The sequence below is a fragment of the Streptomyces sp. NBC_00086 genome (assembly GCF_026343255.1).
Taxonomy (GTDB): domain Bacteria; phylum Actinomycetota; class Actinomycetes; order Streptomycetales; family Streptomycetaceae; genus Streptomyces.
Window position 1 is genome coordinate 3,710,829 of record NZ_JAPELZ010000001.1, and the last position, 25,057, is coordinate 3,735,885.

The 25,057-nt window shown below is 70.5% G+C and carries 19 protein-coding genes and 1 pseudogene; 14 read left to right on the plus strand and 6 right to left on the minus strand.

All coding sequences use genetic code 11. The features are described from left to right. Positions 1–3: 3 nt before the first annotated feature. The 3 genes from OG276_RS16470 to OG276_RS16480 form a co-directional block, all read right to left on the minus strand. Complete coding sequence (locus OG276_RS16470; RefSeq protein ID WP_266906159.1) at positions 4–483, minus strand: cation:proton antiporter regulatory subunit; 480 nt, start codon at positions 481–483, stop codon at positions 4–6. 321 nt (positions 484–804) lie between these two features. After that, on the minus strand, positions 805–1,470 hold the full coding sequence (locus tag OG276_RS16475; RefSeq protein ID WP_266906161.1) for a class I SAM-dependent methyltransferase: 666 nt from the start codon (positions 1,468–1,470) through the stop codon (positions 805–807). A gap of 263 nt (positions 1,471–1,733) precedes the next feature. After that, a complete protein-coding gene (locus OG276_RS16480) occupies positions 1,734–3,239 on the minus strand; it encodes a SulP family inorganic anion transporter (RefSeq protein WP_266906163.1) in 1,506 nt (501 codons plus the stop codon). A 407-nt stretch (positions 3,240–3,646) separates the two neighbouring features. Between OG276_RS16480 and OG276_RS16485 the strand changes: the two genes are divergently transcribed. The 7 genes and pseudogenes from OG276_RS16485 (at position 3,647) to OG276_RS16515 (ending at position 14,165) form a co-directional block, all read left to right on the plus strand. Then, positions 3,647–4,057 (plus strand): MerR family transcriptional regulator, encoded by a 411-nt coding sequence (locus OG276_RS16485; protein WP_266906165.1) that lies wholly within the window; start codon positions 3,647–3,649, stop codon positions 4,055–4,057. A gap of 240 nt (positions 4,058–4,297) precedes the next feature. Then, the gene (gene nhaA / locus OG276_RS16490) at positions 4,298–5,620 is read left to right on the plus strand and encodes a Na+/H+ antiporter NhaA (RefSeq protein ID WP_266906167.1); all 1,323 of its coding nucleotides are present in this window, start codon (positions 4,298–4,300) and stop codon (positions 5,618–5,620) included. Beyond that, positions 5,620–6,087 carry a hypothetical protein gene (locus OG276_RS16495; RefSeq protein WP_266913449.1) on the plus strand — a complete coding sequence of 156 codons (468 nt, stop codon included), beginning with the start codon at positions 5,620–5,622 and terminating at the stop codon, positions 6,085–6,087. The genes nhaA and OG276_RS16495 overlap by 1 nt, the downstream gene beginning before the upstream one ends. A 17-nt stretch (positions 6,088–6,104) precedes the next feature. Then, positions 6,105–6,329 (plus strand): annotated as a pseudogene (locus tag OG276_RS16500) (hypothetical protein); the annotation flags it as partial. Between the two features lie 151 nt (positions 6,330–6,480). Next, positions 6,481–7,086 (plus strand): hypothetical protein, encoded by a 606-nt coding sequence (locus OG276_RS16505; protein WP_266906169.1) that lies wholly within the window; start codon positions 6,481–6,483, stop codon positions 7,084–7,086. A 62-nt stretch (positions 7,087–7,148) separates the two neighbouring features. Then, complete coding sequence (locus OG276_RS16510; protein WP_266906171.1) at positions 7,149–9,194, plus strand: flotillin family protein; 2,046 nt, start codon at positions 7,149–7,151, stop codon at positions 9,192–9,194. 93 nt (positions 9,195–9,287) lie between these two features. Then, positions 9,288–14,165 (plus strand): DNA repair ATPase, encoded by a 4,878-nt coding sequence (locus tag OG276_RS16515; RefSeq protein ID WP_266906173.1) that lies wholly within the window; start codon positions 9,288–9,290, stop codon positions 14,163–14,165. A 51-nt stretch (positions 14,166–14,216) separates the two neighbouring features. On the opposite strand, the gene OG276_RS16520 is transcribed toward OG276_RS16515, so the two are convergent. From OG276_RS16520 to OG276_RS16535, 3 genes are all read right to left on the minus strand, one after another. Then, entirely contained in the window at positions 14,217–15,278 is a 1,062-nt protein-coding gene (locus OG276_RS16520) for a CdaR family transcriptional regulator (RefSeq protein ID WP_266906175.1), read from the minus strand. Positions 15,279–15,454: 176 nt separating this feature from the next. Beyond that, a complete protein-coding gene (locus tag OG276_RS16525) occupies positions 15,455–16,960 on the minus strand; it encodes a LacI family DNA-binding transcriptional regulator (RefSeq protein ID WP_266906177.1) in 1,506 nt (501 codons plus the stop codon). A 612-nt stretch (positions 16,961–17,572) separates the two neighbouring features. Continuing rightward, entirely contained in the window at positions 17,573–17,824 is a 252-nt protein-coding gene (locus tag OG276_RS16535; protein ID WP_266906181.1) for a helix-turn-helix domain-containing protein, read from the minus strand. A gap of 646 nt (positions 17,825–18,470) precedes the next feature. On the opposite strand from OG276_RS16535, the gene OG276_RS16540 reads away from it, so the two are divergent. The 7 genes from OG276_RS16540 to OG276_RS16570 all read left to right on the plus strand — a co-directional run bounded on the left by OG276_RS16540 (position 18,471) and on the right by OG276_RS16570 (position 24,826). Further along, complete coding sequence (locus OG276_RS16540) at positions 18,471–19,391, plus strand: hypothetical protein (protein ID WP_266906183.1); 921 nt, start codon at positions 18,471–18,473, stop codon at positions 19,389–19,391. Then, positions 19,388–20,086, plus strand: coding sequence for an ATP-binding protein (locus OG276_RS16545; RefSeq protein ID WP_266906185.1), 699 nt, complete (start codon positions 19,388–19,390; stop codon positions 20,084–20,086). The genes OG276_RS16540 and OG276_RS16545 overlap by 4 nt, the downstream gene beginning before the upstream one ends. Before the next feature lie 96 nt (positions 20,087–20,182). Beyond that, a complete protein-coding gene (locus tag OG276_RS16550; protein ID WP_266906187.1) occupies positions 20,183–20,974 on the plus strand; it encodes a DUF2637 domain-containing protein in 792 nt (263 codons plus the stop codon). A gap of 566 nt (positions 20,975–21,540) precedes the next feature. Beyond that, entirely contained in the window at positions 21,541–21,876 is a 336-nt protein-coding gene (locus tag OG276_RS16555) for a plasmid mobilization relaxosome protein MobC (RefSeq protein ID WP_266906189.1), read from the plus strand. Next, complete coding sequence (locus OG276_RS16560; RefSeq protein WP_266906191.1) at positions 21,873–23,606, plus strand: relaxase/mobilization nuclease domain-containing protein; 1,734 nt, start codon at positions 21,873–21,875, stop codon at positions 23,604–23,606. The genes OG276_RS16555 and OG276_RS16560 overlap by 4 nt, the downstream gene beginning before the upstream one ends. Positions 23,607–23,829: 223 nt before the next feature. Then, the gene (locus OG276_RS16565) at positions 23,830–24,225 is read left to right on the plus strand and encodes a hypothetical protein (protein WP_266906193.1); all 396 of its coding nucleotides are present in this window, start codon (positions 23,830–23,832) and stop codon (positions 24,223–24,225) included. A gap of 139 nt (positions 24,226–24,364) precedes the next feature. Continuing rightward, positions 24,365–24,826: a hypothetical protein gene (locus OG276_RS16570; protein WP_266906195.1), complete on the plus strand. Its 462-nt coding sequence runs from the start codon at positions 24,365–24,367 to the stop codon at positions 24,824–24,826. The last annotated feature ends 231 nt before the right edge of the window (positions 24,827–25,057 follow it).

Sequence of the window (25,057 nt, forward strand, 5' to 3'; positions counted from 1 at the left end):
GGCTCAGCCCCGGATGATCTGTTCCACACCCGCGATGCCCTCGTGGGTCCCGATCACCACCAGCACGTCCCCGCCGCGAAGAGGCTCCTGAGGTGTGGGCGAGGCGATCACTTCCTCACCCCGGACAACCGCGACGATCGACGCGCCGGTCCGAGTCCGCGCTCGCGTGTCGCCCAGAGGCCGGCCGTCGTACACGCTGCCCGCCCGCACCTCGACCTGCCCGGACATCAGCCCCGGGACTTCCTTCGTCAGGTCGGCGAACCGCTCCGCGATCCGCGGAGCCCCAAGAATCTCCGCGACCGTGTCCGCCTCCTCACCGTTGAGCTGCAGCACCGGCCTTCCCTCGTCCGGGTCCTCCTCCCCGTAAAGGACCAGGTCGAATTCACCCGTGCGCCTGGCCACCACCCCGACCCGGTCACCGCGGTGATTGGTGAACTCGTAGCGCAGACCCACACCGGGCAGCAGAACCTCGGTGACATCCATTTCCCCATCATCAAGTGACGGCAGAGGGACGGCATGCCCGGATGGGCTGCGCGGGGATCAGGGCCGCGTGACGTAGCAGGTCTCAGCCGCGCGGCCGGCGATCCGCACCGCAGGGTGGCTTCGGCCTCCACCGCGCATATGGGCCTTGCCTCCGAGATTCGTCCCGCACAGGGCGAGGCAGAGGCGTGAGGCACGCTGTCGCGACGGCTGGCTTTGTCCACGAGAACGGGCAGCGTTTTGACGCGAGGACGGACGGGGCTCAGGGGCTCTGGCGGGCAGGAATTGTTCACGAGATTGGACAGCACTGGGCTCCCGCAGCACTCACCGGGGGACGGTCTGGGTAACGCGCCACAACCTCCGGGGGAGCCCGCCTTCCTCGAACGGGGCGACCTCATCCAGAGTCCAGCCTTCGGCGAGGCCGTCGACCAGGTCGCGAGGGAAGAAGTGGACGGCGAAGCCGCCGTGCTCCCAGATGTCGTCTCCGTGCCCGGTACCGGCCTGGTAATGGGCGTCCCCGGTATGACGAACGGTGTAGACGAAGGCCCCGCCAGGCCGCAGTACCCGTCGTACCTCGGCGACCAGGGCGTGGATCTCCTGGGTGGACAGCGCCATGCAGAGCAGCATGTGAGCGAACACGGCATCCACCGAGGCGTCCGCGAGCGGCAGAGCCTCGCGGACGTCGTGAACCGCCGTGGTGACCAGCCCGGCCACGCCTTGGGCCGCGGCGGCCTCGCGCAGCTGATCGAGACCGACCGGGCTGAAGTCAGTGGCCATCACGGAAAAGCCTTCACGGGCGAAGTGCAGCGCGTCACGGCCGTGGCCAGCACCTAGCTCCAGCACCTCGCGGGCATCGGCGGCCCGGAAGACGGCAGCGGCACGGATCGCCGGCTCGGAGGGCTTCTCGCCGTACATGCCGGGATGCGCGCCGTAGGTCTGCTGCCAGTGCGCACGCTGCACCTCGGCCAGTCCCTGCTCCGACTCCGACACTCTGACGCCCTCCTGACCGGGCCGGTATCGAACAACCGGCCCCCGTCGGGCCACCTTAGAGGGACCCCAGGTCGTCACCTCGCCCGCCCGCTGCCAGTGCTGTCGGTTCTGGTGAACATCGGCTTCGACCTGAACCGGGTGCCTCCCGAAGCACTGAACAATCCCTGCCGGAATTCGTGAACAAAGCCAGACGGCGGTCGTTTGTGAGAAGACGAAGGACCCCGGCCGTGGCTCCGGGGTCCTTCGGTTTCGCGGCGGCTGGGTCAGTGGCTGGTGAGTTCGCCGGTGAGCTTGCCGTGGAGGTCGGCGCTGGGGTCGTTCAGTCCGATGATCTCCACCGTCTTGCCGCGCTGGGCGTACTTGGTCTCGATGGCGTCCAGGGCGGCGACCGAGGAAGCGTCCCAGATGTGGGCGGCGGACAGGTCGATGACGACCTTGTCGGGGTCGGTGGCGTAGCTGAACTGGCCGACGAGGTCGTTGGAGGAGGCGAAGAACAGCTCGCCGGTCACGGCGTACACGACGGTGGTTCCGTCGGGGTCGGTGACGGCGGTGACGTTGGCGAGGTGGGCGACGCGCTTGGCGAAGATGACCATGGCGGTGACGGAGCCGACGACGACGCCGATGGCGAGGTTGTCGGTGGCGACCACGCAGATCACGGTGATGACCATGACGGCGATCTCGCCGGCGGGCATCCGCTTGAGGGTCTTGGGGGCGATGGAGTGCCAGTCGAACGTCGCGAACGACACCATCACCATGACGGCGACCAGGGCGGCCATGGGGATGTCGGAGACGACCGGGCCGAAGACGATGCACAGCACCATCAGGAACGCGCCGGCCAGGAAGGTGGACAGGCGGGTGCGGGCTCCGGAGACCTTCACGTTGATCATGGTCTGGCCGATCATGGCGCAGCCGCCCATGCCGCCGAAGAAGCCGGTGACGATGTTGGCGATGCCCTGGCCGATCGACTCACGGGTCTTGGAGGAGTGGGTGTCGGTGATCTCATCGACCAGCTTGGCCGTCATGAGGGATTCCATGAGGCCGACCAGCGCCATGGCGAAGGCGTACGGGGCGATGGTGGTCAGGGTGTCGAGGGTGAACGGCACGTCGGGCAGGCCCGGGACGGGCAGGGAGGACGGCAGGGCGCCCTTGTCGCCGACGGTCGGCACGGCGATCGCGGCCGCGACCGTGATGACGGTCAGAATGACGATGGAGACCAGCGGCGCCGGGATCACGGTGGTCACCTTCGGGAAGAACACCATCAGGGCCAGGCCGCCGATGATCAGCGGGTAGACGGGCCACGGGACGTCGTGCATCTCGGGGACCTGGGCCATGAAGATCAGGATGGCGAGGGCGTTGACGAAGCCGACCATCACCGAGCGCGGCACGAACCGCATCAGCTTTGCGACGCCAAGCGCGCCGAGCGCCACCTGAATGACGCCAGCCAGGATGACGGCGGCGACGAGGTAGCCGAAACCGTGCTCGCGGTTGAGCGGGGCAATCACCAGGGCTACGGCGCCAGTGGCCGCCGAGATCATCGCCCGCCGACCGCCCACGATCGAGATGACCACGGCCATGGTGAACGAGGCGAACAGACCGACGGCGGGGTCGACCCCGGCGATGATCGAGAACGAGATCGCCTCGGGGATCAGCGCGAGCGCGACGACCAGGCCCGCGAGGACCTCCGTGCGCCAGACCTTCGGGTCGGACAGCCAGTCGGGGCGCAGACCGCGCAGGCGCGCGACGGGGGACGTCAGGGAAGCAGAAGACAAGGGATCGGGTACCTGTCGTGCTCGGGCACACCTGCTCTGGGCAGGGCCGGGGTGTGCGGGAGAGCGCGGAGGGGCCGGGTCGGCACTCCGCGGTCGGCCCGAATCAGGCGGGCCGGAAGATCGGGAGGGAGGATGCGGCGGGCCTGCGCAGTACGCGGCCGGGCAGCTCGCATCCGGGGCGAAGCGTCACGGCGGGCAGGCGGCGGCGCTGGGCGTCATGGGCTCGCGCACGCTTGGCTCCTGCAAGAATCGGGTCTTCGCCGGGAGCACCATCGGCCCCGACACGGCAGCAGGGGAAAGGCCACAGGCCGCCGCACAAGAGCAACTCTACCTTAACGTTAGAGTAGAGATCGGTGGGCCTGCGCAGGAAGCGGCCCGCCACGACGAGAAGGGCCAGGACCGCGGGCGTGGACGACAGGCACATGCAGATCGGTGAAGTCGCCGCGCGGACCGAGCTGTCCTTGCGCACCATCCGGCACTACGAGGAGACCGGCCTGGTCGCCCCCTCGGCCCGCTCCCAGGGCGGCTTCCGCCTCTACACCGAGAGCGATGTCGCCCGCCTCATGGTCATCCGCCGGATGAAGCCGCTCGGCTTCACCCTCGACCAGATGCGCGACCTCCTGGACGCCACCGACCGCCTCGATAACGAGACCAGCCTCGACGCCGACGAGCGCGAGGACCTGCTGAAGCGCGTGCGCGAGTACGAGCAGGCCGCCACCGAGCAGGTCGACAAGCTCCGAGTCCAGCTGGCCCGCGCCGAGGACTTCGCCGAAACGCTCCGCACACGCCTGCACCAAAGCGCACCTGCCGCGTCCTGACCCGCGAGCCCGGCCGGAGACCGCGGCAACTGCTGCCTGGTGCTGTGCCTCCCGCCAGGGCTGATCACAACCTGACACCGATGTGATCTTGAGGGGCGATGCGGGGCAGACAGCCCTGCTCCCCGGTGGATACGGTGTAAAGAACGCGTCAGGAAAAGGCGCGCGGTGTGCCGGGAAGTCTGGTCGGCGTCCTGGGGGCAGTGTGCCCTCTTCTCGCTGACACACCGGAGGCCCACTGCCATGGCCGGCACCCGCTCCCCCTTCCTCGGCTTGCTACCCCTGCCCGAACGGCAGGCAATCACCCGGGCCCTGCGCACCGAGACCGTGGGCGGGCTGATCCTCCTCGGCGCAGCCGTCCTCGCGCTGACCTGGGCCAACAGTCCCTGGAGCGCGGCATATACGTCCGTACGCGACTTCCACTTCGGGATACCGGCCCTGGGCCTGGACCTGTCCGTGGGCCACTGGACGGCCGACGGGCTGCTGGCCGTGTTCTTCCTCGTCGCCGGAATCGAGCTCAAACGCGAGCTCGTCGTCGGCGAACTGCGCACCCCGGCCACCGCCGCACTGCCGGTGATTGCCGCCCTGTGCGGGATGGCCGTACCCGCCGCCCTCTACCTGACTACCGTCATGGCGGGCGGGGGAAGTGGGGCGGGCTGGGCGGTTCCGATGGCCACCGACATCGCCTTCGCCCTCGCGGTACTGGCGGTGTTGTCCACGCACCTGCCGGCCGCGCTGCGCGCCTTCCTTCTGACCCTGGCCGTGGTCGACGACCTGGGCGCGATCTTGATCATCGCGGTGTTCTTCACCTCCGACCTGAACCTGTGGGCCCTCGCCGGAGCCTTCGCGGGCCTGGTCCTCTTCTACCTGCTCCAGCGGCTGCGGGTGCGCGGCTGGTGGTGGTACGTGCCCCTCGGGCTGGCGATCTGGGCGCTGATGTACAACGGCGGCGTCCACGCCACCGTCGCCGGAGTCGCCATGGGCCTGATCCTGCGCACCACCCGCGACAAGGACGAAGAGGTCTCACCCGCCTCGCGGGTCTCGCACCTGATCCACCCGCTCTCCGCGGGCATCGCGGTGCCGCTGTTCGCGCTGTTCGCCGCCGGGGTGAGCATCTCCGGCCCGGCCCTGGGCGCGGTGTTCACCAGCCCCGAACCCCTCGGTGTCGTGATCGGCCTGGTCGTCGGCAAGACGGTGGGCATCTTCGCCGGGACCTACCTGGCCGCCCGCTTCACCCGCGCCCAGCTCAACCCCGACCTCGCCTGGGCCGATGTCCTCGGCCTGTCGGTGCTGGCCGGGATCGGCTTCACCGTCGCCCTCCTGATCGGGGAACTCGCCTTCCCCGGCGGCCAGACCGCCGAGCACGTCAAGGCAGCCGTCCTCGTCGCCTCCCTGATCGCCGCCGTCCTCGCGGCCGTCCTGCTGCGCAGGCGTAACACCGTCTACCGGCGCCTGTACGAGGCGGAGAACATCGACGCCGACCACGACGGCATCCCCGACATCTACCAGCACGACACAGCGGACACCGAGGGCACCGCCGCTCGTACGGACGGGCAGCACACCTGATGGCCGCCGGCGATGCCTCACTGCTGGCCCCCGTTATCGTCATCGCCGCCCTGGTCATCCGCACCGCCATCACCGAGCTCCGGCATCCGGGCAGCGCCCGACGGCAGTGGGCGTTCGCCACGAACTCCCGGGCAATGGCGGCCGGTGCGACGGTCGCTGCGGCCACGGTCCTGATCGGCGGGACCCGCTACGGCTGGACGGCGGCGGCCTGGGCCCTGCTCACCGGGGCACTCGCCGCCTTCGTCACAGGCAGCACCTCTTCGGCTGCCTCACCGCCCCCAGCGCCGAACAAGGAGCAACCCATGTCGGAAAGACAGATCGGGAAGGTGCTGGCCGCCATCGGCGCACCGCTCACCCTGGCCGGTGTGGCGATGCACTTCCTGCCCGGACCCGACCTCCCCGTACTCATCATCGGCCTGGCCCTGCTCATCACGGGCCTCGTCATGGCCGCAGCCGCCCGCCGGTAACACCAGGCGCCCCCGGCAAGGTCGTCATCGACCTGACCGCGGCCCACATCTGGGAAGCCTCCTGCGTCGCCGCACTGGACGCGATCGAGACCAAGTACGCGCAGCGCGGCAAGAACGTCGAGCTCATCGGGCTCAACGACCCCAGCGCCGACCTCCACGGCAAGCTCACCTGCGAACTCACCAGCCATGACCCGGTGCGCGGGCAGGCCACTGAAAGCCGGGCATCAGCACGTCGGCGTTAAAGAAGCATAAAGATTGCCGACGACCGGCAATGTGAACAAGCCTGCGTGCAGGGCAGGATGGGCTGTGCCCGGAGGGGGAGCCGAGCTTTGTGCCGTAAACCGGAAACCGGCGTTCCGGCCGAAGGCGACGCATGAGGAAGGGGGAAAGCTCATGGATGAGTTCATCACTGCCGCCCTTGGCTTTCCCACCGTGTTGTTCACCGCCGCCCTGATGGTGGTGCTCGGCTTCTGGCTGCTTGTGCTCTGCGGAGCCGCGGATCACGACGGTTTCGACTCCGATCTGGACGGCGGCGCTCTGGGCCTCGGCGGTGTACCCGTCACCCTGTCGGCGTCGCTGCTGATCGCCCTGGCCTGGTTCACGAACCTGTACGGCTCCGCACTTCTCGCCCGTACTGGATGGCCCAGCGCCTTGGTTCATTTCCTCGGCACCGTGCTGCTGTTCGGGTCGCTGCTTCTCTCGTGGCGCGTGACGCGGCTGGTCGTACGGCCCCTGGCGAAGCTCTTCCCTGACGAACCCGGGCCGTCCCGGCTGGACTTCGTCGGTCTGACCTGCGCCATCCGCACGGGGCGGGTGGACGCGGGCTTCGGCCAGGCCGAGGTCACGGCAGGGGACGGCGCCACCGCGATCGTCCAGGTCCGCCAGCACGGCAGTGATCCGCTCACGCTCGGCAGCACCGCGCTGCTCTACGCGTACGACGACGCCGGCGAGTTCTTCTGGGTCGCGCCCTTCGATGCGGCGCTCGACCCGCGCGGCTGATCCGCCGCCTTTCTCAGCCTTCCCGGGCTTCTCAGCTTCGACTTCTCACGTGGGGATTCCTCATGGATGCCATCTCATTGGGCCTCGGCACGCTCGTCATCGTCGTTCTCGTCCTGGTGATCGCCGCGCTGCTCGTGGTGACCCGGCTGTTCCGCAAGGTCGAGCAGGGCAAGGCCCTGATCGTCTCGAAGATGCGGAAGGTCGATGTGACCTTCACCGGGCAGGTGGTGCTGCCCGTGCTCCACAAGGCCGAGGTCATGGACATCTCGGTGAAGACCATCGAGATCTCCCGGACCGGCCGCGACGGTCTGATCTGCAAGGACAACATCCGCGCCGACATCCGGATCTCGTTCTTCGTGCGCGTCAACAAGACCGTCGAGGACGTCATCAAGGTCGCTCAGGCCATCGGTACGCAGCGGGCCTCGGACAAGGCGACCCTGCAGGAGCTGTTCAACGCCAAGTTCTCCGAGGCGCTCAAGACGGTCGGCAAGCAGCTCGACTTCACCGACCTCTACACGATGCGCAACGAACTGCGCGACCGGATCATCCACATCATCGGCACCGATCTGAACGGCTACAGCCTGGAGGACGCGGCGATCGACTACCTGGAGCAGACCCCGCTCTCCCAGCTGGACGCCGGCAACATCCTCGACGCCCAGGGCATCCGGAAGATCACCGAGCTGACGGCCATCGAGAGCGTACGCACCAACGAGTTCCGTCAGCACGAGCAGAAGGAGCTCACCCGCCAGAACGTCGACGCCCGCGAGGCCATCTTGGAGCTGGAGCGCCGCCAGGCCGACGCGGAGATCAAGCAGCGCCGCGAGATCGAGACGGTGCGGGCGCGGGAGGAGGCGCAGACCGCGAGCGTGGTGGAGGAGGAGCGGCTGCGGGCGCAGAGCGCCTTCCTCAAGACGGAGGAGCAGCTCGGCATCCAGCGCGAGAACCAGGCGCGTGAGGTGGCCGTCGCGCAGAAGAACCGCGAGCGGGTCATCGCCGTCGAGAACGAGCGGATCGAGAAGGACCGTCTGCTGGAGGTCATCGCGCGGGAGCGGGAGACCCAGCTGAGCCGGATCGCGGCCGACAAGGAGGTCGAGACCGAGAAGCGGGACATCGCCGAGGTCGTGCGGGAGCGGATCGCGGTGGACCGTACGGTCGCCGAGCAGGAGGAGTCCATCAAGCGGCTGCGGGTGGTGGAGGAGGCCGAGCGGACCCGGCAGGCGATCGTCATCGGGGCCGAGGCCGAGGCGCAGGAGAGGCTGGTCAAGGACATCAAGGCCGCGGAGGCGGCCGAGCAGGCGGCTGTGCACCGGGCGGCCGAGGAGCTCACCCTCGCCGAGGCCCGCAACAAGACCGCCGACCTCGATGCTCGCGCCAAGATCCGTCTCGCCGAGGGCATCCAGGCGGAGGCCGCCGCCGAGGGCCTGGCCGCGGTCGCCGTACGGGTGAGGGAAGCGGACGCGATCGAGAAGACCGGCCGGGCCGAGGCCGGGGCCACGACGGCCCGGCTGAAGGCGGAGGCGGACGGCGCCCGCGAGATGGCGCTGGCCGAGGCGACCGCCATCGGCGAGAAGCTGAAGGCGGAGGCGGAGGGCCTGACCGAGAAGGCCGCGGCGATGGCCGCCCTGGACGAGGCCTCGCGCGGCCACGAGGAGTACCGGCTGCGGCTGGAGGCGGAGAAGGAGATCCGGCTCGCCGGGCTGGACGTGCAGCGCCAGGTCGCGGAGGCCCAGGCCACCGTGCTGGCGACGGGGCTGGAGAGCGCCGACATCAGCATCATCGGCGGGGAGTCGGCGTTCTTCGACCGGATCGTCGGCGCGATGTCGATGGGCCGGGCCGTGGACGGGTTCATGGGCAGCTCCCAGACCGCCCAGGCCCTGGCCGGGCCCTGGCTGGACGGCGCCGGCTCCTTCACCGAGGACCTCACGAAGGTGCTGGGCTCGGTGTCCACGTCCGACGTGCGGAACCTGACCGTCTCCGCCCTGCTGATGAAGCTCATGCCGGGCGAATCCGGGCAGCTGGACGAGCTGATGGCCAAGGCCCGGCAGCTGGGTCTGGCCGACCTGCCAGTGACCACGCTTGCCGGCCTGAACGGCGCTGCCAAAAGCTGACCGCCACGGGGGTGCGGTCACGTTCCGGAGCCGCCGCGGAGGGGGCGGCGGCTCCGGAGGAGCACCACTTTGCATACGAGGGAGCTGGAACACATGACCACGGCCACGGCGATGGACGCCCGTACGTATGAGGTGCTGTCGTACGAGGTGCTGCGCGACCGGCTGGCGGCGCAGGCCGGCGAGCTGGCCCGGCGGGCCGAGGCCCTGAACGCCGCTCGGATCGCCGAGTTCGGAACGACGGAGCTCTCCCTCGCGGGTTCTGAGCGCCTGCGCACCGAGGGCGTAAGGGTGGTGCCCCGCGACGTCGTCGCCGTCGGGGACGTGCTGCTCTTCGGGTACGACGGCTCGGTGGCCGCGGGTGCCGAGCGTGCGGTGTCGGACGTTTTCCATCTGTACGACCGCGACCTGAACCCGCTCCCGGAGGACGCGGCCCCCGGTCTCCTCGACGACCCCGCCTTCGTACGGGAATTCGGCGCGCTGCACCGCTACTTCCAGGGCGCGCGACTGCTCCGGCTCCGGGGTGTCGACGGCAAGCTGCTGGCCGTGTTCCAGACCGGGGAGCGGGCCGAGGACATGCGCGTCCTGCGCTGGTCTCTCACCCCGTCGGGCGGGGCGCGGTTCCTGGATGCCCGGGGCGAGCGCGACCACGTCTTCCCGCCCGCCCATGACGTCGAGTGGACGCGGACGGCGCGCGAGGACCACGTCCTGGGTCGGCACCCGCACGTCTCCATCGACGGACGGATCTTCGTCTCGACGGTCGGCGGCGCGCTCACCGTCAAGACCGGGAACGACACCGAGAGCGTCGAGGGCGTCCACCGGGAGCCGGTCGACGAGCCGCTCCAGTCCCTCGCCGACGCCGAGATCGCGTACGCGACCGTGGGCCCGCTCATCCTGCTGCGGATCCGCCCTTACAAGGAGGAGACACCGCGCCACCTGGTCTTCAACGCCGTCACGAACGCCGTGGTCCGCCTCGACGGCATCGGCCGGTCCTGCCGCCGGCTTCCCGAAGACCAGGGCATCGTCTTCCCCGGCGGCTACTGCCTCGCCTCGGGCACGGTGAAGACCTTTGGCGCCGGCGACACGGACACCTCGGACCTGGAGTTCGAGCGCGCCGTCCACTCCCCCAACGGCGAGGACGTGCTGTACGTCTTCCACGACCGCACACAGGGACGGAGCCTGCTCCTGCCCTACAACCTGATCCGCAAGGAGGTCGCCACCCCGATCTCCTGCCACGGCCACGCACTCTTCGAGGACGGCACCCTTGTCGTTCTGCGCGCCGAGGCCAACGAGCCTGCCGGGGCGCACCCGGTGCAGATCTGGCACACCCCGTACGTCTCTGACACCCACCCCGTGTCCATGGGCGACGGCCCGCTCGGCCGGATCGGCAACGCCGACCTGGTCCGGGGCATCGCCGACTGCCTGTCCATCGCCCGCCAGTCCACCGAGACCACTCCCACCGGCACCATCTACGAGACCCTGGTCGCCGCCTGCATCCGGGCCGCCGACCTCCACCACTGGCTGGGCGAACCGGAAGCCGGCCTGCGCGGCCCCCTGGAGGCGGTCCGGTCCACCGCCGCACAGGTTCTTGAGGAGTCCGAGACAGTCCGGGCCCTCACCCGGCAGGCCTCCGACACGCTCGCCCAGTCCGCCCAGCAGATCGCCCGGCTGGTCCGGCGCATCCGAGGCGAGTCCCCGGCCGGTGCCGAGGAGTGGATCGACCGCATTACCGAGCTGCGCCGCGCACAAGGGCACCTGCTCACCCTCAAGGAGATGCAGTACGCGGACACGGCGGGCATCGACGCCCTGGCCGGCGACGTGGAGAGCGACATCGCCTCCACCGCCCGGCGCGCCGTGGCCTTCCTGCACCGCGAGGACGCCTTCACCGACCACCACGCCGAGGCCGAACGGCTCGCCGCCGACGCCGAGGCGATCACCACCGTCGCCGGGGCCGCCCCGGTCGCGGAGCGGCTTGAGGAGCGGGCCTTCGGGCTACAGACCCTGGTCGAGGTCGTCACAGGCCTGGACGTCGGTGACGCGACCGTACGCACCACCATCCTGGAGCGGATCGCCGAGGTCCTCGGCAGCCTGAACCACGCCCGAGCCACCCTGGCCGCCCGCCGCCGCGAACTCCTCGACCAGGAAGGGCGGGCCGAGTTCGCGGCCGAGTTCGCGCTGCTCGGCCAGGCCGTCACCGGCGCCCTCGCCGCGGCCGGCACTCCCGAGGAGTGCGAGGCACAGCGTGCCCGGCTGCTGCTCCAACTGGAGAACCTGGAGTCACGCTTCGCCGAGCACGACGCGTTCCTCACCGCGATCACCGACAAGCGGACCGAGATCCACGACGCGTTCTCCGCACGCGAGCAGACCCTCCGGGATGCCCGCGCCCGGCGCGCCGAGACCCTCGCCGACTCCGCCCGCCGGGTCCTGGAGACGGTCACCCGTCGCGCGTCGGGACTGGAGAGCCCCGACGAGATCCACACCTACTTCGCATCCGACCCGATGGCGGCCAAGGTCCGCCGCACCGCCGACGAGCTGCGGCAGCTCGGAGATTCGGTCCGGGCGGAGGAACTGGAGGGCCGCCTGCTGGCCGCCCGCCAGGAGGCCGCACGCGCCCTGCGAGACCGCAGCGAGCTGTTCGCGGACGGCGGCGACACGATCCGCCTGGGCCGCCACCGCTTCGCCGTCACCCGCCAAGCCGCCGAACTGACCCTCGTACCGCACCAGGACGGCCTGTCCTTCGCCCTGACCGGCACCGACTACCGCCGGCCGGTCACCGACCCGGAGTTCGCCGCCACCCGCCCCTACTGGGACCGGCTGCTGCCGTCCGAATCGCCCGACGTGTACCGGGCCGAGTACCTCGCCGCCCGGCTGCTCGCCGAACACGGCACGGAAGCCCTCGCCGCAGCCGACCTGCCGGCACTCGTGCGTCAGGCTGCCGAAGCCGCGTACGACGAGGGCTACCAGCGGGGCGTCCACGATCACGACGCCACCGCGATCCTGGGCGTGCTCCTCGAACTGCACGAGTCCGCCGTGCTGCTGCGCTACCCGCCACGCGAGCGGGCGGCGGCCACACTCTTCTGGGCCCACGCGACGACGGCCGAGTCCCGCGACTCCTTCATCCGCCGTGCGATGTCTCTGGCGCGGGCTCGCGACACTTTCGGGCTCGCGCCGGCCATCGACGGCCTGCAAGCCGAAATCGCCGAGGACCTCGCCAGGTTCGCCCCGGAGGCGGCCGATCCCGCACGCGCAGCCGAGTACCTCTTCGAGGAGCTGACCACAGGACCCGCGGGGTTCGCTGTCTCCGCCTCGGCCCGTGTGCTCCTCGACAAGTTCCGGCGCAGCGTGGGCTCCTCGCCCTACGACGATGAGCTCACTGCCTTGCCCGACCTCGGAACACGGCAGCACCTCGTCGAAGGCTGGCTCACCGCCTACGCCGCGGCCTGCGGCGAACACATCGACGCGGGCGACATCGCCGAAGCCGCGGCCGTCGAACTGTGCCCCTCCCTGAAGCGCTACGACACCACCGGCGAGACCACCGCCACCGTAGCCGGGCTCCTCGGCGCCCACCCACGGATCACCGGACGCTCCCTCACGCTGCGCCTGGACGAGTTCCTGGCCCGCACCGCGGAGTTCACCGCCCAAGCCGTCCCGGGCTTCCGCGCCTACCAGCGGTACCGCAGTGCCCTCCTCGCATCCGAGCGCACGCAGCTGCACGTCGACGCGTACCGGCCCCGGGTCATGTCCTCCTTCGTCCGCAACCGACTCGTCGACGAGGTGTACCTGCCCCTCATCGGTGACAACCTCGCCAAGCAGCTGGGCGCTGCCGGGGACGCCAAGCGCACCGACAACAGCGGTCTGCTGCTGCTCCTCTCACCGCCCGGATACGGCAAGACCACGCTCATGGAGTACGTCGCCGAGCGCCTCGGGCTGCTCCTGGTCAAGGTCGACGGTCCGGCCCTCGGCCACCACACCACCTCGCTGGACCCGGCCGAGGCCCCGGACGCCGCCGCCCGCCGGGAGCTGGAGAAGATCGCCTTCGCCCTCGCGGCCGGCAGCAACGTCCTGCTCTACCTGGACGACATCCAGCACACCTCGCCCGAGCTGCTCCAGAAGTTCATCCCGCTGTGCGACGCGACCCGCACCCTGAACGGTCACGACCTGCGCGGCAAGCGCTTCGCGGTCTGCATGGCCGGCAACCCGTACACCGAGTCCGGGCAGCGCTTCAGCATCCCCGACATGCTCGCCAACCGCGCCGACGTCTGGAACCTCGGCGACGTACTGACCGGCAAGGAGGACGCCTTCGCCCTCAGCTTCGTCGAGAACGCCCTCACCTCCAACCCGGTCCTCGCCCCACTCGCCGCCCGCGACCGCGCCGACCTGGAGCTGCTCGTACGGCTCGCCGCCGATGACCCGACCGCCCGGCGCGACCGACTCACCCACCCCTACCCGCCGGCCGAACTCGACCGGATCCTCGCCGTGCTCCGCCACCTATTCATCGCCCGGGGCACGGTCCTCGCGGTGAACGACGCCTACATCGCCTCCGCAGCCCAGAGCGAGGCCAGCCGCACCGAACCGCCCTTCCGGCTCCAAGGCTCGTACCGCAACATGAACAAGATCGTGGCCCGCATCTCGCCCGCCATGAACGAAGCCGAGCTGATCGCCGTAATCGACGACCACTACACGTCAGAGGCCCAGACCCTCACCACCGGAGCCGAGGCCAACCTCCTCAAGCTCGGCGCCCTCCGCGGCACACTCGCCGAACGTCAGGCGGCCCGCTGGTCCGAGATCACCACCTCGTACGTCCGCGCTCAGGCACTCGGAAGCTCCGGCGACGACCCCCTGAGCCGGGCAGTGGCCGCCCTCGGCCTGCTCGCCGACCGGGTGGCCGCCGTGGAGAGCGCCATCACTCGCGCCACGGACCCACGCCACCTGCTCGCAACCTCGAACGGCAGGCACGCCGCCCGCGAAGAATGAACGCCCGGGCACACGGTGCCCGGGCCCGCTCACCCGTGTCCCGCCAGACCATCAGTCGGCCGAGCCGGGCCAGCCCAGCAGCCGGGCCCCGATCACGGCGGTCTGGAGCGAGTAGCGGTGGCGCGGGTCGGCGGGGTCGGCCCGGGTCAGCTGGTGGATTCGTTCGAGCCGGTACGTCAGGGCGCGCACACTGAGGGAAAGCCGGCGGGCCGCGTCGGTTGCCACGCAACCGCTGTCGAAGTACGCGTGGAGGGTGTCGATCAGCGGCTGCGCGCCGCCCCGGGCCTGCTGGAGCGGCCCGAGCATGGCCTCCACCAGGTCGGCCATGGCCTCCCGGTCGCGAGCCAGGACCGGATAGACCAGCAGGTCGGCGGCGTGGAGCACCGGATCTTCCAGCTCCATCCGCTCGCCGAGGTCAAGGGCGTTGAGGGCTTCCTCGTAGGAGTGGACGACGCCTCCGGCGCCCGCATGCGCACGGCCGATCGCCACCCGGCCGCCGTCGGTCGCCGCGTACGCCTGCTTCGCGAAGAAGGCCAGGACCTCGGGCTGGTCACCCGGTGCCACGCATATCAGCCGGCCGTCCTTCGTCGTCAGCAGGATGTCCCGGTTCCCGAACCGTGTCAGCACGGCCGCCTCGATGCCGCGCGCGACGGGATAGCCCTCTCCGTACGGTTCGGATCCCTGGGCCACCGCCACCGCATGCGCCTGCGACAGGCGCAGCCCGAAGCGCGCGGCCCGCTCCGCCAGCCGCCCCAGGTCGCTGCGCCCGTACAGCAGGTCGTCGACGAACTCGCGGCGCACTGCCTCTTCCTGGCGAACCGCCTGGTATTGAGCCCGCTCGTAGCCCCCGGCGAACGCGTCCACGGCCTGCTCCACAGCCGCCAGCAGATGGTCCGCTCCGGACGGCGACAGGGCCGGCCGCACCTCCTGAGCTGCACTGAGATGGGCTCGTACCAGGCTCCGCAGCCCAATCCCGGCCTCTGCGGCCCGCTCCCCCGCATCGCGCCGCGCGTCCAGTTCATCACGCGTGAGCCGACGGCCCGTGGCGCATGCGTCCACCAGGATCGCCGCGTACCCGGTCAAATGCTCCCCGACCGTCTGGTCCTCCGTCACGGCCCCTCCCCGATCTAGACGCCCCATGACGGCCCAAGCCTGACACGTGCTGGTGTCAGGCTCCGCGCGTACGTGTCTGGCGACGCCCGACCGAACAGCCCCACGCCTCGGCCCGTACGCGACCCAGGGCCGGCTGCGGATCGCGGGCAGCCGGCACCACGAGCGTCACCTGTTCCTTACACGGTTGCTCGCAGCAGGCGGTCGAGGGCGGTGACGGAGGAGCGGGGACTCAGCGCCCGGCGGGCCCGGATCGCCTCCTCCCACTGGCTGGTCAGCCCCGCGAGGAGGCGCCGACGCATGCCGGGCGTCACGTGGGCGTAGCGAGCCGAGACGGAGCCATCGATGTGGCCCATGCGCTCGTCCATGAGGACCTTTTCCGTGCCCAGGTCCTCCATGACCGTCCGGTGGGAGTGTCGGAGGCCGTGCGGAGTGAGGCCCTTTGCGATGGGGGTCCAGCAGGCATCCGCGCGGCCGTGCGCGTTGCGGCCTCGGACGGGGACACCCGGCCAGGGGTCGCCAAGCAGCGGAACCGGGCGAGCCTCCTGCGGGGCCTTCTTCGGGTACCAGCCAGTGGCGGCCGGCTGGAACAGCCAGGTGGCGAAGCCGTTGCGGCGCCAGTGGGCGGCGTACTCACTCGGTATCCCCCCGCGCACAAAGCCCAGCTCCTGGATGGCGAGTTCGACCCGGGCACGGGTGGCCTCCCGGACCCGGTCGGGGTGGTTCAGCACGTTGGAGACCGTGCCGGTGGACACCTCGGCCCTGCGGGCGACGTCCACGAGCTTGGCTCCCTGGTGGCCGCCGGTCCGCGCGGTGCCCTGGCCCTGGAAGACGTACGTCCTGCCGTGGCACGGGCAGGGTGTCGGCTTGGTTCGCACGATGTGGTTCGCAACCAGGGCGGAGAGCCAGTCCGGGAGGTCGATGGTGCGGTAGCTGTCGTCCTTGGGAGGACAGCGCACCATCTCGCCCGAGTCGAGTTCGTACAGCTGCCACTCGACCCGTGCGGAGCCCGGTCTGGCGAACTCCGTCTCCCATCCCACGATTTCGCCCCAGCGCATGCCGGTGTACGCCTTGAGGATCACGGCGACGAACTCGTCGTCGCGGCCCGACAGGAGTGCCGCCCGCTCGGCGATGAGCAGGGCGCCGAGCGCGTCGGTGACCACCTTCTCCGGGCCTCGGTCGCGGGAGCGGCCGGCCCGCTTGCCCCGGCCTCGGCGCTTCGTCGCGGGATTGGCGCCGATGAGGCCATCCTCAACGGCGTCGGCCAGGATGAGGTGCAGGGTAGCCCGCCACGTCTTCACGCTCGAGGCCGCGTAGACGGCCTTCTCCGCCTTCTCCCACCGGTCGACGTCGGTGCGGAGGATGCCGGCGAGCGCCTGCTCCCCGAACTCGGGGAGCAGGTGTTCCTCGATGTGGCGCCGGTAGTTCTGCATGGTGGAGGCGGCCAGGTCCTGGACGTCGTACCAGCGGCTCGCGTACTCGCCGAACGTCTCGTGTCCGAGCGTCGGGTCACGCCAGTCACCTCGGCGGACCGTGACCTCGGCCGCGTCTGCGGCCTGCTTGGCCTCCCGTTTGGTGGCGAACTTGACCACCGCTCCGGTGTCGTCCTGCACCGTGCCGTACTTGCCTTCGGTGATCTTGTACCGGCCCCGCCAGTACGTCGCACGCTTTTCCGCGTATCCCACATGTCCCCCTCTCTGTCGTGGGTGTCGGGTCAGGCAGCGGTTTCGTAGCGGGCTTGCGCGTTCAGAAGGCGGCGAGGCGGCCTGGCCACCAGCCGGGGCCGGGACTCGGAGGTGCCACTTCGGCCAGCGGAGCGGGCCTGTACGGATGCAGGCTTACGAGGAGGAGCAGGCGCCTCAGTCGAAGGCGCGGCTGTCGCCGGCCGCTCCTCGTGGATGCGGATGATCTCGGCGAGATGGTCCGCGGTGAAGCGGTACGCCCCACCTACGTACACGAACGGAATGAGGCGGCGTCGGGCCCGGTCGCGGACCCACCAGGCGGAGCAGCCGAGGGCTCTGGCCAGTTCCTCGGGGCCGAACAGGCGGGGCAGCGTGGGATCCCCGTGCGGCGTGCGCTTGGTCATCGGGCACCACCTCGGCCGTGGCGCGTGCGGTCTGCCCCGAGGGCGCGAGGGATGACGGACATGGCGGTTCGGTGCAAGAAGGTCCCTTGTCTGGCGGGGCCGGGCATACGGGCAGGCCGGCGGGCGCCGTGTGATCGTTCAGGAGTGGGCGTTCGGGTCACTGGAGCGGGCGGCGGTGCTGGCACACCGAGGCCCTGTGACACCGGTTGGTCTACGAGGTCCCGCGGAGCAGGGCGAGCGGGCAGACCCCGAGGGCGGCGGCGATGGCGACGAGGTCGTCGACGTCGCAGCGGCGCCGGGTGCGCTCTATGCGGGACAGCATCGTGTTGGTCATGGGGTGGCCGAGCGCGGTCACGCGGTCGGCGAGCTCGCGCTGGGCGAAGCCGCGCGAAATGCGGAGGTACTCGATGGCAATGGCGGTCCGTTCTCCGGCAGGGCCGATTTCCGTGGGGCGTCGGGGCATACGTCAGTTGTAGCTTGGAAACCGAGATTTTCGTAACCGGGGATTCGGGTGTATAAAGCCTCGCCGTGCGGCTTCGCACCAGGCGAAATGGGAGTGCGGCACTTCGCGACACCTGAAGGCAAAGGCGCCATAGACCCCTTTTCGGGCATCTCGCGCGATCCACCTGGATGCCCTTCAGACAGTCCAGGCACGACTTCTGGCGCTCCGGCGCGGGGGAACATAGATCGGGGACGCCTCGCCGGTCAAGGCTTCTGCGATGCGATCTTCCCCGCGTCTTATTTGCGGCTGATTTTTTGGTCAGTCGGGAATCCGGCTCTATCGTTAAAGAAATGCGCGGCCGCGATTTCGACTGGTGCTGTTCCGTAGCCGGAATCGCTGGACTTGCGCGCGCCGGGTGTGGCTATGTTGGCCACGACCCGGTGAGGGAATACGAAACGGCCCCCGGCGTGCCAACGCCGAGGGCCGATGAGTCCCCTACCGAACCGCCCACTCCTGAACGATCGAGTCGGCGGTGGCGGGCTGCCAGGCCTGCCGCCGCCGGGTGAGGAACGTATATGCCCCACAGTACGGCCCAGGCGGCCGTCGACATACCCCTGCCCGCTCCGCACACCTCGTCCGCGCCCCGCGCGAAGGCGGGGCGATAGGCATGGCGCGCATCCGCACCATCAAGCCGGAAGCCTTCAGCTCCGAATCGCTGGCCGCCGTCAGCATCGCCGCCGAGCGGACCTTCTACGGGCTGCTGACCCAGGCCGACGACCACGGACGCTTCCGCGACCAGGCCGCCGTCATCGCGGGCCTGCTCTGGTCCCTGCGCCCCGAGCACGGGCCGATCGAGGTCGAGGACGACCTTAACCAGCTCGCCATGGCCGACCTGATCTGCCGGTACGAGGGCGAGGACGGCAAGCGCTACCTGCACATCGTCACCTTCGCTAAGCACCAGAAGGTCAACCGCCCCAGCGGCGTCCGGCACCCGGTGTGTCCGCACCACGACGCGGGCCGGACGCCCCTGCCCTCACCACTGGCTCACGGAGGGCTCCGCGAGGAGTCCTTGCAGGCTCACCGAGCCCTCAGCGAGGGCTCGACGGAACGGCGCGAGTCCACACCGAGCCAGGTTTCCGCAGGTCAGAGCGAATTCAGTGAGCCCTCCATGAGGGTGCAGGGAGGGCTCCCCGGGCCGTCCGTGAGGCCTCACGGTCCGGATCTAGGACCTAGGATCATGGATCTAGGATCAACTCCGTTGGGGGGCGCAAGCGCCCCCGCACCCGAGACCGTCTCGGCCCAGCAGATGGTCGCCGAATACGCCGCCGCATGTCCCAACCGCCCGCCGAGCGCGGTGCTGGGCCAGCTCGGCCGATCCGTCGCGAAGCTCCTCGCTGACGGCATCGCCGCCGCCCACATTCGCGCCGGTCTGATGCGGCTGCGGGAGAAGGCCCTGCACCCGAGCGTGCTGCCGAGCCTGGTCAACGAGGCCATGAACCCGCCACAGACGCAGGCTCCCGCCCGCCCGGCCCACCGGACCTACGCCAACCCGGCCGACGCCGAAGCCGCGTACGGAGGCGCCCTGTGAGCACCGCGACCCGCGAACCGCAGCGTGCCGGGATCCTGGCGGCTCGCCTGAACGGGATCCTCGCCGCCCGGGGCATCGACCCCGACAGCGTCCCTGCCCAGCCACCGTCCGAGCCCGTGACCGCACTGGAGCTCGCTGACCGGCGCATCCCCGCCCGCTACCGCGAGGCCACTGCCACCGACCCCGGTGTGCATGCCTGGACGGAGCAGGTCGCCCGTATGGGCCGGGTCGGCCCCGGCGGCACCCGCGGGATCTCGTACGGACCCTCGCTGCTGATCGTCGGCCCCACCGGAACCGGCAAGACGTACCAGGCGTACGGTGCCGTGCGCTCCCTGCTCATCGCCGGGGTCCGGCTGCGCTGGCAGGCGGTCACCTCCGCCGACCTGCACGCTCAGCTCCGCCCGCGGCCCAACCACGACCCCGAACGGGAGATCCAGGAACTCGGCCGGTGCCCGCTGCTGATCCTGGACGACCTCGGCGCGGCCAAGCAGTCCGAGTGGACCGAGGAGCTGACGTACCGGCTGATCAACCGCCGCTACACCGAGGTGCTCCCCACGCTCATCACCACCAACCTCCCCACCCAGGCCCTGCGCGACGCCGTCGGCGACCGCGTCGCCTCCCGCCTGGCCGAGATGACCGACCGCGTCATCCTCAGCGGCACCGACCGCCGCCGGTCCGCCCCGCGCCCCTCCTGACGAGCGCCGGCGACCCCAACACCTCACCCCTGCCGTTCACGCCGCCCTCCGCGCCCGCACCCAGCTCGCGGTGGAGGGGCCCTCTGGAGACCCCGCTTGACCTCACACGCCTACACACCTCTCCCCCGCACCACGGCCTGGGACCGGGCCGCGATCTTCGCCCTCGGCGCCGCCGGATGCGCGCTCTCGTACGACGCGCTCCAGCAGATGGCCGTCGCCATCCACGTCCGTGGGTACCTGACCTACCTCTTCCCGCTGGTGATCGACGGCTTCATCGCCTACGGCGTCCGCGCCCTGCTCGTACTGCGCACCGCGCCCTACCGCGCCCGCCTGTACGTCTGGACCCTCTTCGGGACCGCGACCACTGCCAGCATCTGGGCCAACGCCCTCCATGCCATCCGACTCAACCAACTCACTCCACCGGGCGGCGGCCTACGCCTGGGCGACGTCACCGTCGGCATCCTCTCCACCCTGGCCCCACTGGCCCTCGCTGGCGCGGTCCACCTCCACATCCTCATCACCCGGCAATCCACGACCGCACCCGGCTCCGCCTTCGAGCCTCCTGCAGACCAAGACGCCGACCAGACCACGGATCCGGATCCGGGTACCAAGGAGCAGGCTCCGGCCGGCCCGCCAGAGGAGCCGAACGCCCAGCCCGACGAACCGCGCCGGATCCGTATCGGGCGTCCACCCGAGGCCGAACTGAACGAATTGTTGGACCTGGTCCGCCCTGCCATCGAAGCGCACGGAAAGCCGACCCGTGACCTGGTCCGCTCGACCATCAGGGACGCCAACCTCGGCATCAGCGAGAAGCGCCTCACCCAGCTCATGGCCGCCTTGCGCGCGGACCAGACGACCGCCGATGGCCCTCGCCCTCACCCCGAGTGACCCAAAGTCTCCGCAGGCCACAGGCCCGCTCCGGGGGCTGGACCGGGGCGGGGATGCCCCTTCCGCCCGCAAGGCCAACTCAACTGCCCCGGCCGACCGGAGCGCGTCATGCACCTCCGCACCGGTGCTGTCCGGCAGTCCGGATCGCCCTGTCGGAGACGACAGCCTCCCGTCCCGCGCGGACCACCACCGCGTATGAACCCGTCAGCACACCTATCCCACGAAAGCACCAGCGCATGCACGAAGCACACCGCGAAGACCCCTGCCACCTCAGCAGTAGCCAGCCGCTCCCCACCGGTACCAGCGCAGCAAGTTGTACCCAGAGCATTGCTCCCGTCGGGAGCAATGCTCTGGGCTCCCCCGCCCCAGGGGTGGCGGCGGAGGACCGGCACCAGGGGGCGCCGGTCCTTCGGGATGCGGCCGAGGGCGGACCACACCCGGGCAGGGACGGACAGCACACCTGCCACACCACGCGCTGCACGCACGCCGCGCCGACGACATCCCACGCGCGCCAGCGCGAACGCCTGCGCGCCGAGAACAAGCGCACCCACCAGCCCAGCTGCCGCATGAACGACGACGAGTACCAGCTCCTCGTCCGCGCGGCCTCTGCCTGCCGCATGAGCATCGCCGGCTTCCTCGCCCACTCCGCTCTGAAGGCCGCACGCGATCTCGACCGCACCGAAGCCGAGATCGCCACCCGTCGGGAGATCGTCAGCGAGCTGTTCGCGCTGCGCCGGGCCCTCGGCCCGATCGGCAAGAACCTGAACCAGGTCGCCACCGTCCTGAACTCCGGCGCCGACGCCCCGCACGCCCGGGCGGTCCTCGACGCCGTCCAGCGGACCGCCCAGCGCGTGGAGGACTTCACCCAGCGCTACATGGCGACGGAAGCTCCCACCGGATGATCCCCCGCATCCACAAGATGGGCAGCCGCACCATCGGCCTGATCCGCTACCTCTACGGGCCCGGCACCCACGAAGAGCACACCGACCCCCACCTCGTGGCCGCCTGGGACGGTCTCGTCCCCGACCCCGGCCGCAACCCAGCCGCCACTTACGAGGACCTGCAAAGGCTCCTCGACCAGCCCGTCGAAGCCCTGCCCGAGTCGCGGCGCCCCACCGAGCACGTGTGGCACCTGTCCGTACGTGCCGCGCCCGAAGACCCGATCCTCACCGACGAGCAGTGGGGCGACATCGCCCGCCGCATGGTTGCTGCCACCGGCATAGCCCCCGAGGGCGACACCGCCGCCTGCCGTTGGGCAGCCGTCCGCCACGCCGACGACCACATCCACATCATCGCCACCACCGTCCGCGAGGACGGCCGCCGGCCCCGCCGCCACAACGAAGCCCAACGCTCCCAGACCGAAGCCCGTCTCATCGAAGCCGACTACTGCCTGCGCCGCCTCAACGCCGGTGACGGAACCGCCGCCCAACGCCCCACCAGCGCCGAACGACACAAAGCCGACCGCAACAAGCGGGAACGCACCCCCAGGGAGGAACTACGCGAGACCGTCCGCCGTGCCGTGGCCGGCGCCCAGGGCGAGGAGGAGTTCTTCGACCGCCTCGCCTCTGCCGGCCTCCTCGTACGGCAGCGGAAGGCACCGTCCGGGGATGTCCTCGGCTACACCGTCGCCCTGCCCGACGACCGCAACAAGAACGGCGAACCCGTCTACTTCTCCGGGTCGAAGCTCGCCCCGGACCTGTCCCTGCCCCGCATGCGCGAACGCTGGACCACCCCGGCAAAGACCGCCGACGACAGCAGCGACCAGGACCGTCCCACCCTGCCGCCGGTGACCGGCCCCGCGTTCGCACGACGCCGCGCCACCACTGCCGCCTGGCAGGCGCTGCTCGTCATCGACAACGGCGACGACGACGGCCTGATCGCGGGGCAGATCGCAGCCATGGGGGAGGTGCTCGACGCGCTCGCCAAGTCCTCCGCCGCGCACACCCGCAAGGAGCTGCGGGACGCGGCCTCCTCGTTCGAGCGGGCCACCCGCTCCCACGTGAGAGCCGCTCGCGGGCACGACCGCGCCCTGCGGCAGGCTGCCCGGGACCTCGTCCACAGCGGACCGGCCCTCGGCCGCGGAGAAGACGGCGCCACCACGGCCATGCTCATCGACATGGCGTTCTTCCTCGCCATCGCGGCAGCGAACTGGCACGGCAAGAAGCACCACGCCCAGCAGGCCGAAGCCGCACGCCAGGCCGCTGAGCACCTGCGCGCCGCCTACCAGGCCGCCGCAGCACAGCCCATAGCCGTACTCCGCCAGCGAGGCCGCGTCCTGCCCCAGCCCTTGCAGCAGCGGCACGCTGCCGTTCTGCGCCAGGTGGTCCCCGACCTTGCCGAACAGGTCCTGGCCGAGCCCGGCTGGCCCGCGCTGGCAGCCACCCTCGCCGACGCCCACGCCGCCGGCCACGATCCGGCCACCCTGCTCACCGAAGCCACCCGGCACCGGGAACTGGACAGCGCCACCTCGATCAGCGACGTCCTCACCTGGCGCCTGCGCCGCCTCGCCCACCTGCCCGCCGACCCCGGAAACATCCACGCCACACCCGCCCGAGGCAAGAACAGGACCCCGCCCTCGGCACCGGCGCAACCCGCGAACACGGCAGCGAACGAAGCCACTCGTCGGCGCTGATCACGCCGATCCGGCAGGGGACGCCACCTGACTGATTGGCTCGACCACCCAATGGCCGGGGCCATCAGCAGCCGCCCCACACCCCAGGTGTGAAAGCCCCTCACCCCCGAAGCCCATGTCCCCTAAACCAAGGCCCGCCCCTGTGCCCCGAGCACCCCCAGAGACACCGCCCCGAACCGATCACCACAAACCGATCACACGACACCACATAAGGAACCCACCCGTGCCCCAGCCTTCCATCCGCCCCGACGTCGTCGTTCTTTTCACCGACGTCGACTGGGACGGCCACCTCGACGACCCCACGCGCCCCTACCATCGCGACGGGCGCCCCTTCACCCACGCCGAGCACCTCCTGCTCAACACCATCACCCCGGAAGAGCAGGCCGCCGGGCTGGCGCAGTTGCGACGTGAGGCCGACTGGCTGCGCGACATCGACGCAAAGCGGCAGGTCTTCGTCGATCTGGTCCTCAAGTACCTCGCCAAGCTCCCCGAGGGCTCCTTGGTCGACGACGCCATCGACATCATGACCGACGAGGACTACGCCGAGTACGAGCGCCTGCTCCCCATCGTCACCGCGGAAGACACCCTCGAATACCTCGCCGAACACGCAGAGGACTAACCGGCCATACGCCAACGAGCTCACGGTCCAGCCGCGGCCGCCGACGGAATGCTGCGACTGGTCGAACAGGCGCACTGGGCGGAGGGTTGGCTACATGTCGCCACCGGCCGAGGCCCTCGGCCAGTCGCGGAGGAAGGGCGTGGCCATCTTGCTCACGGACGTCCTGGCCGACTGGGCGCAGAGCTCGGTGGAGGTGGTCGCACGGGACCGGGCGGCCGGGCGCCGCGCGCCCACCACCGCCGAGATCACCCGGAGCCTGACCCAGGCGGTGATCTCTCTCCGCGACGGGACGGGGATCGGCCCGATCGCGAAGTACGCCCGCACCTACCGCGAACTGCGGTTGCCGGTGGTCCCGGACGGCAAGGGCCGGTACGGCTGGCTGGACGTCGTGATCTGGCTGCCCGACGTACCGGGCATCGTGGTGGAGATCGACTCCCGGCCCAACCCTGCCTCGGTCCAGAAGCTCGTCTTCGCCCGCGACGCGGGCGCGTTCCCGCTGTGGGTGTGCTTCGGCAAGGGCGGCATCGAGAGGATCGACGGGGTGACGGTCCTCGGTATCCGGGAATGTGTCCAAGGCGTCCTCGACACGGGAGCCGAGTAGCTCTCGTGTAGCTGCCGCGAAGTGGCGGTCTGCCGCGGCGGCCCAAGCCGGGGCGCATCCGCCGGCCCGGGGAACCGCTCGCGGGCGATTGGTCCTCGAACGGGCCGAGCTCCAGGATCGCATCGCCACCACCGGCGACATCATCCGCGCCGTCACAAAGCGTGTCGTCCCCGGCGTCGGGGACCGATGGAACGGCCAGTAAACCTCAGTGGGGCTCCCCGCCCACAAGAC

What these genes read in the sequence shown, in the direction of transcription:
- nhaA (WP_266906167.1), top strand. Translation starts at nt 4,298, where the DNA reads ATGGCCGGCACCCGCTCCCCCTTCCTCGGCTTGCTACCCCTGCCCGAA.
- OG276_RS16510 (WP_266906171.1), top strand. Translation starts at nt 7,149, where the DNA reads ATGGATGCCATCTCATTGGGCCTCGGCACGCTCGTCATCGTCGTTCTC.
- OG276_RS16515 (WP_266906173.1), top strand. Translation starts at nt 9,288, where the DNA reads ATGACCACGGCCACGGCGATGGACGCCCGTACGTATGAGGTGCTGTCG.
- OG276_RS16535 (WP_266906181.1), bottom strand. Translation starts at nt 17,824, where the DNA reads ATGCCCCGACGCCCCACGGAAATCGGCCCTGCCGGAGAACGGACCGCC.
- OG276_RS16540 (WP_266906183.1), top strand. Translation starts at nt 18,471, where the DNA reads ATGGCGCGCATCCGCACCATCAAGCCGGAAGCCTTCAGCTCCGAATCG.
- OG276_RS16555 (WP_266906189.1), top strand. Translation starts at nt 21,541, where the DNA reads ATGAACGACGACGAGTACCAGCTCCTCGTCCGCGCGGCCTCTGCCTGC.
- OG276_RS16560 (WP_266906191.1), top strand. Translation starts at nt 21,873, where the DNA reads ATGATCCCCCGCATCCACAAGATGGGCAGCCGCACCATCGGCCTGATC.
- OG276_RS16505 (WP_266906169.1), top strand. Translation starts at nt 6,481, where the DNA reads ATGGATGAGTTCATCACTGCCGCCCTTGGCTTTCCCACCGTGTTGTTC.
- OG276_RS16470 (WP_266906159.1), bottom strand. Translation starts at nt 483, where the DNA reads ATGGATGTCACCGAGGTTCTGCTGCCCGGTGTGGGTCTGCGCTACGAG.
- OG276_RS16495 (WP_266913449.1), top strand. Translation starts at nt 5,620, where the DNA reads ATGGCCGCCGGCGATGCCTCACTGCTGGCCCCCGTTATCGTCATCGCC.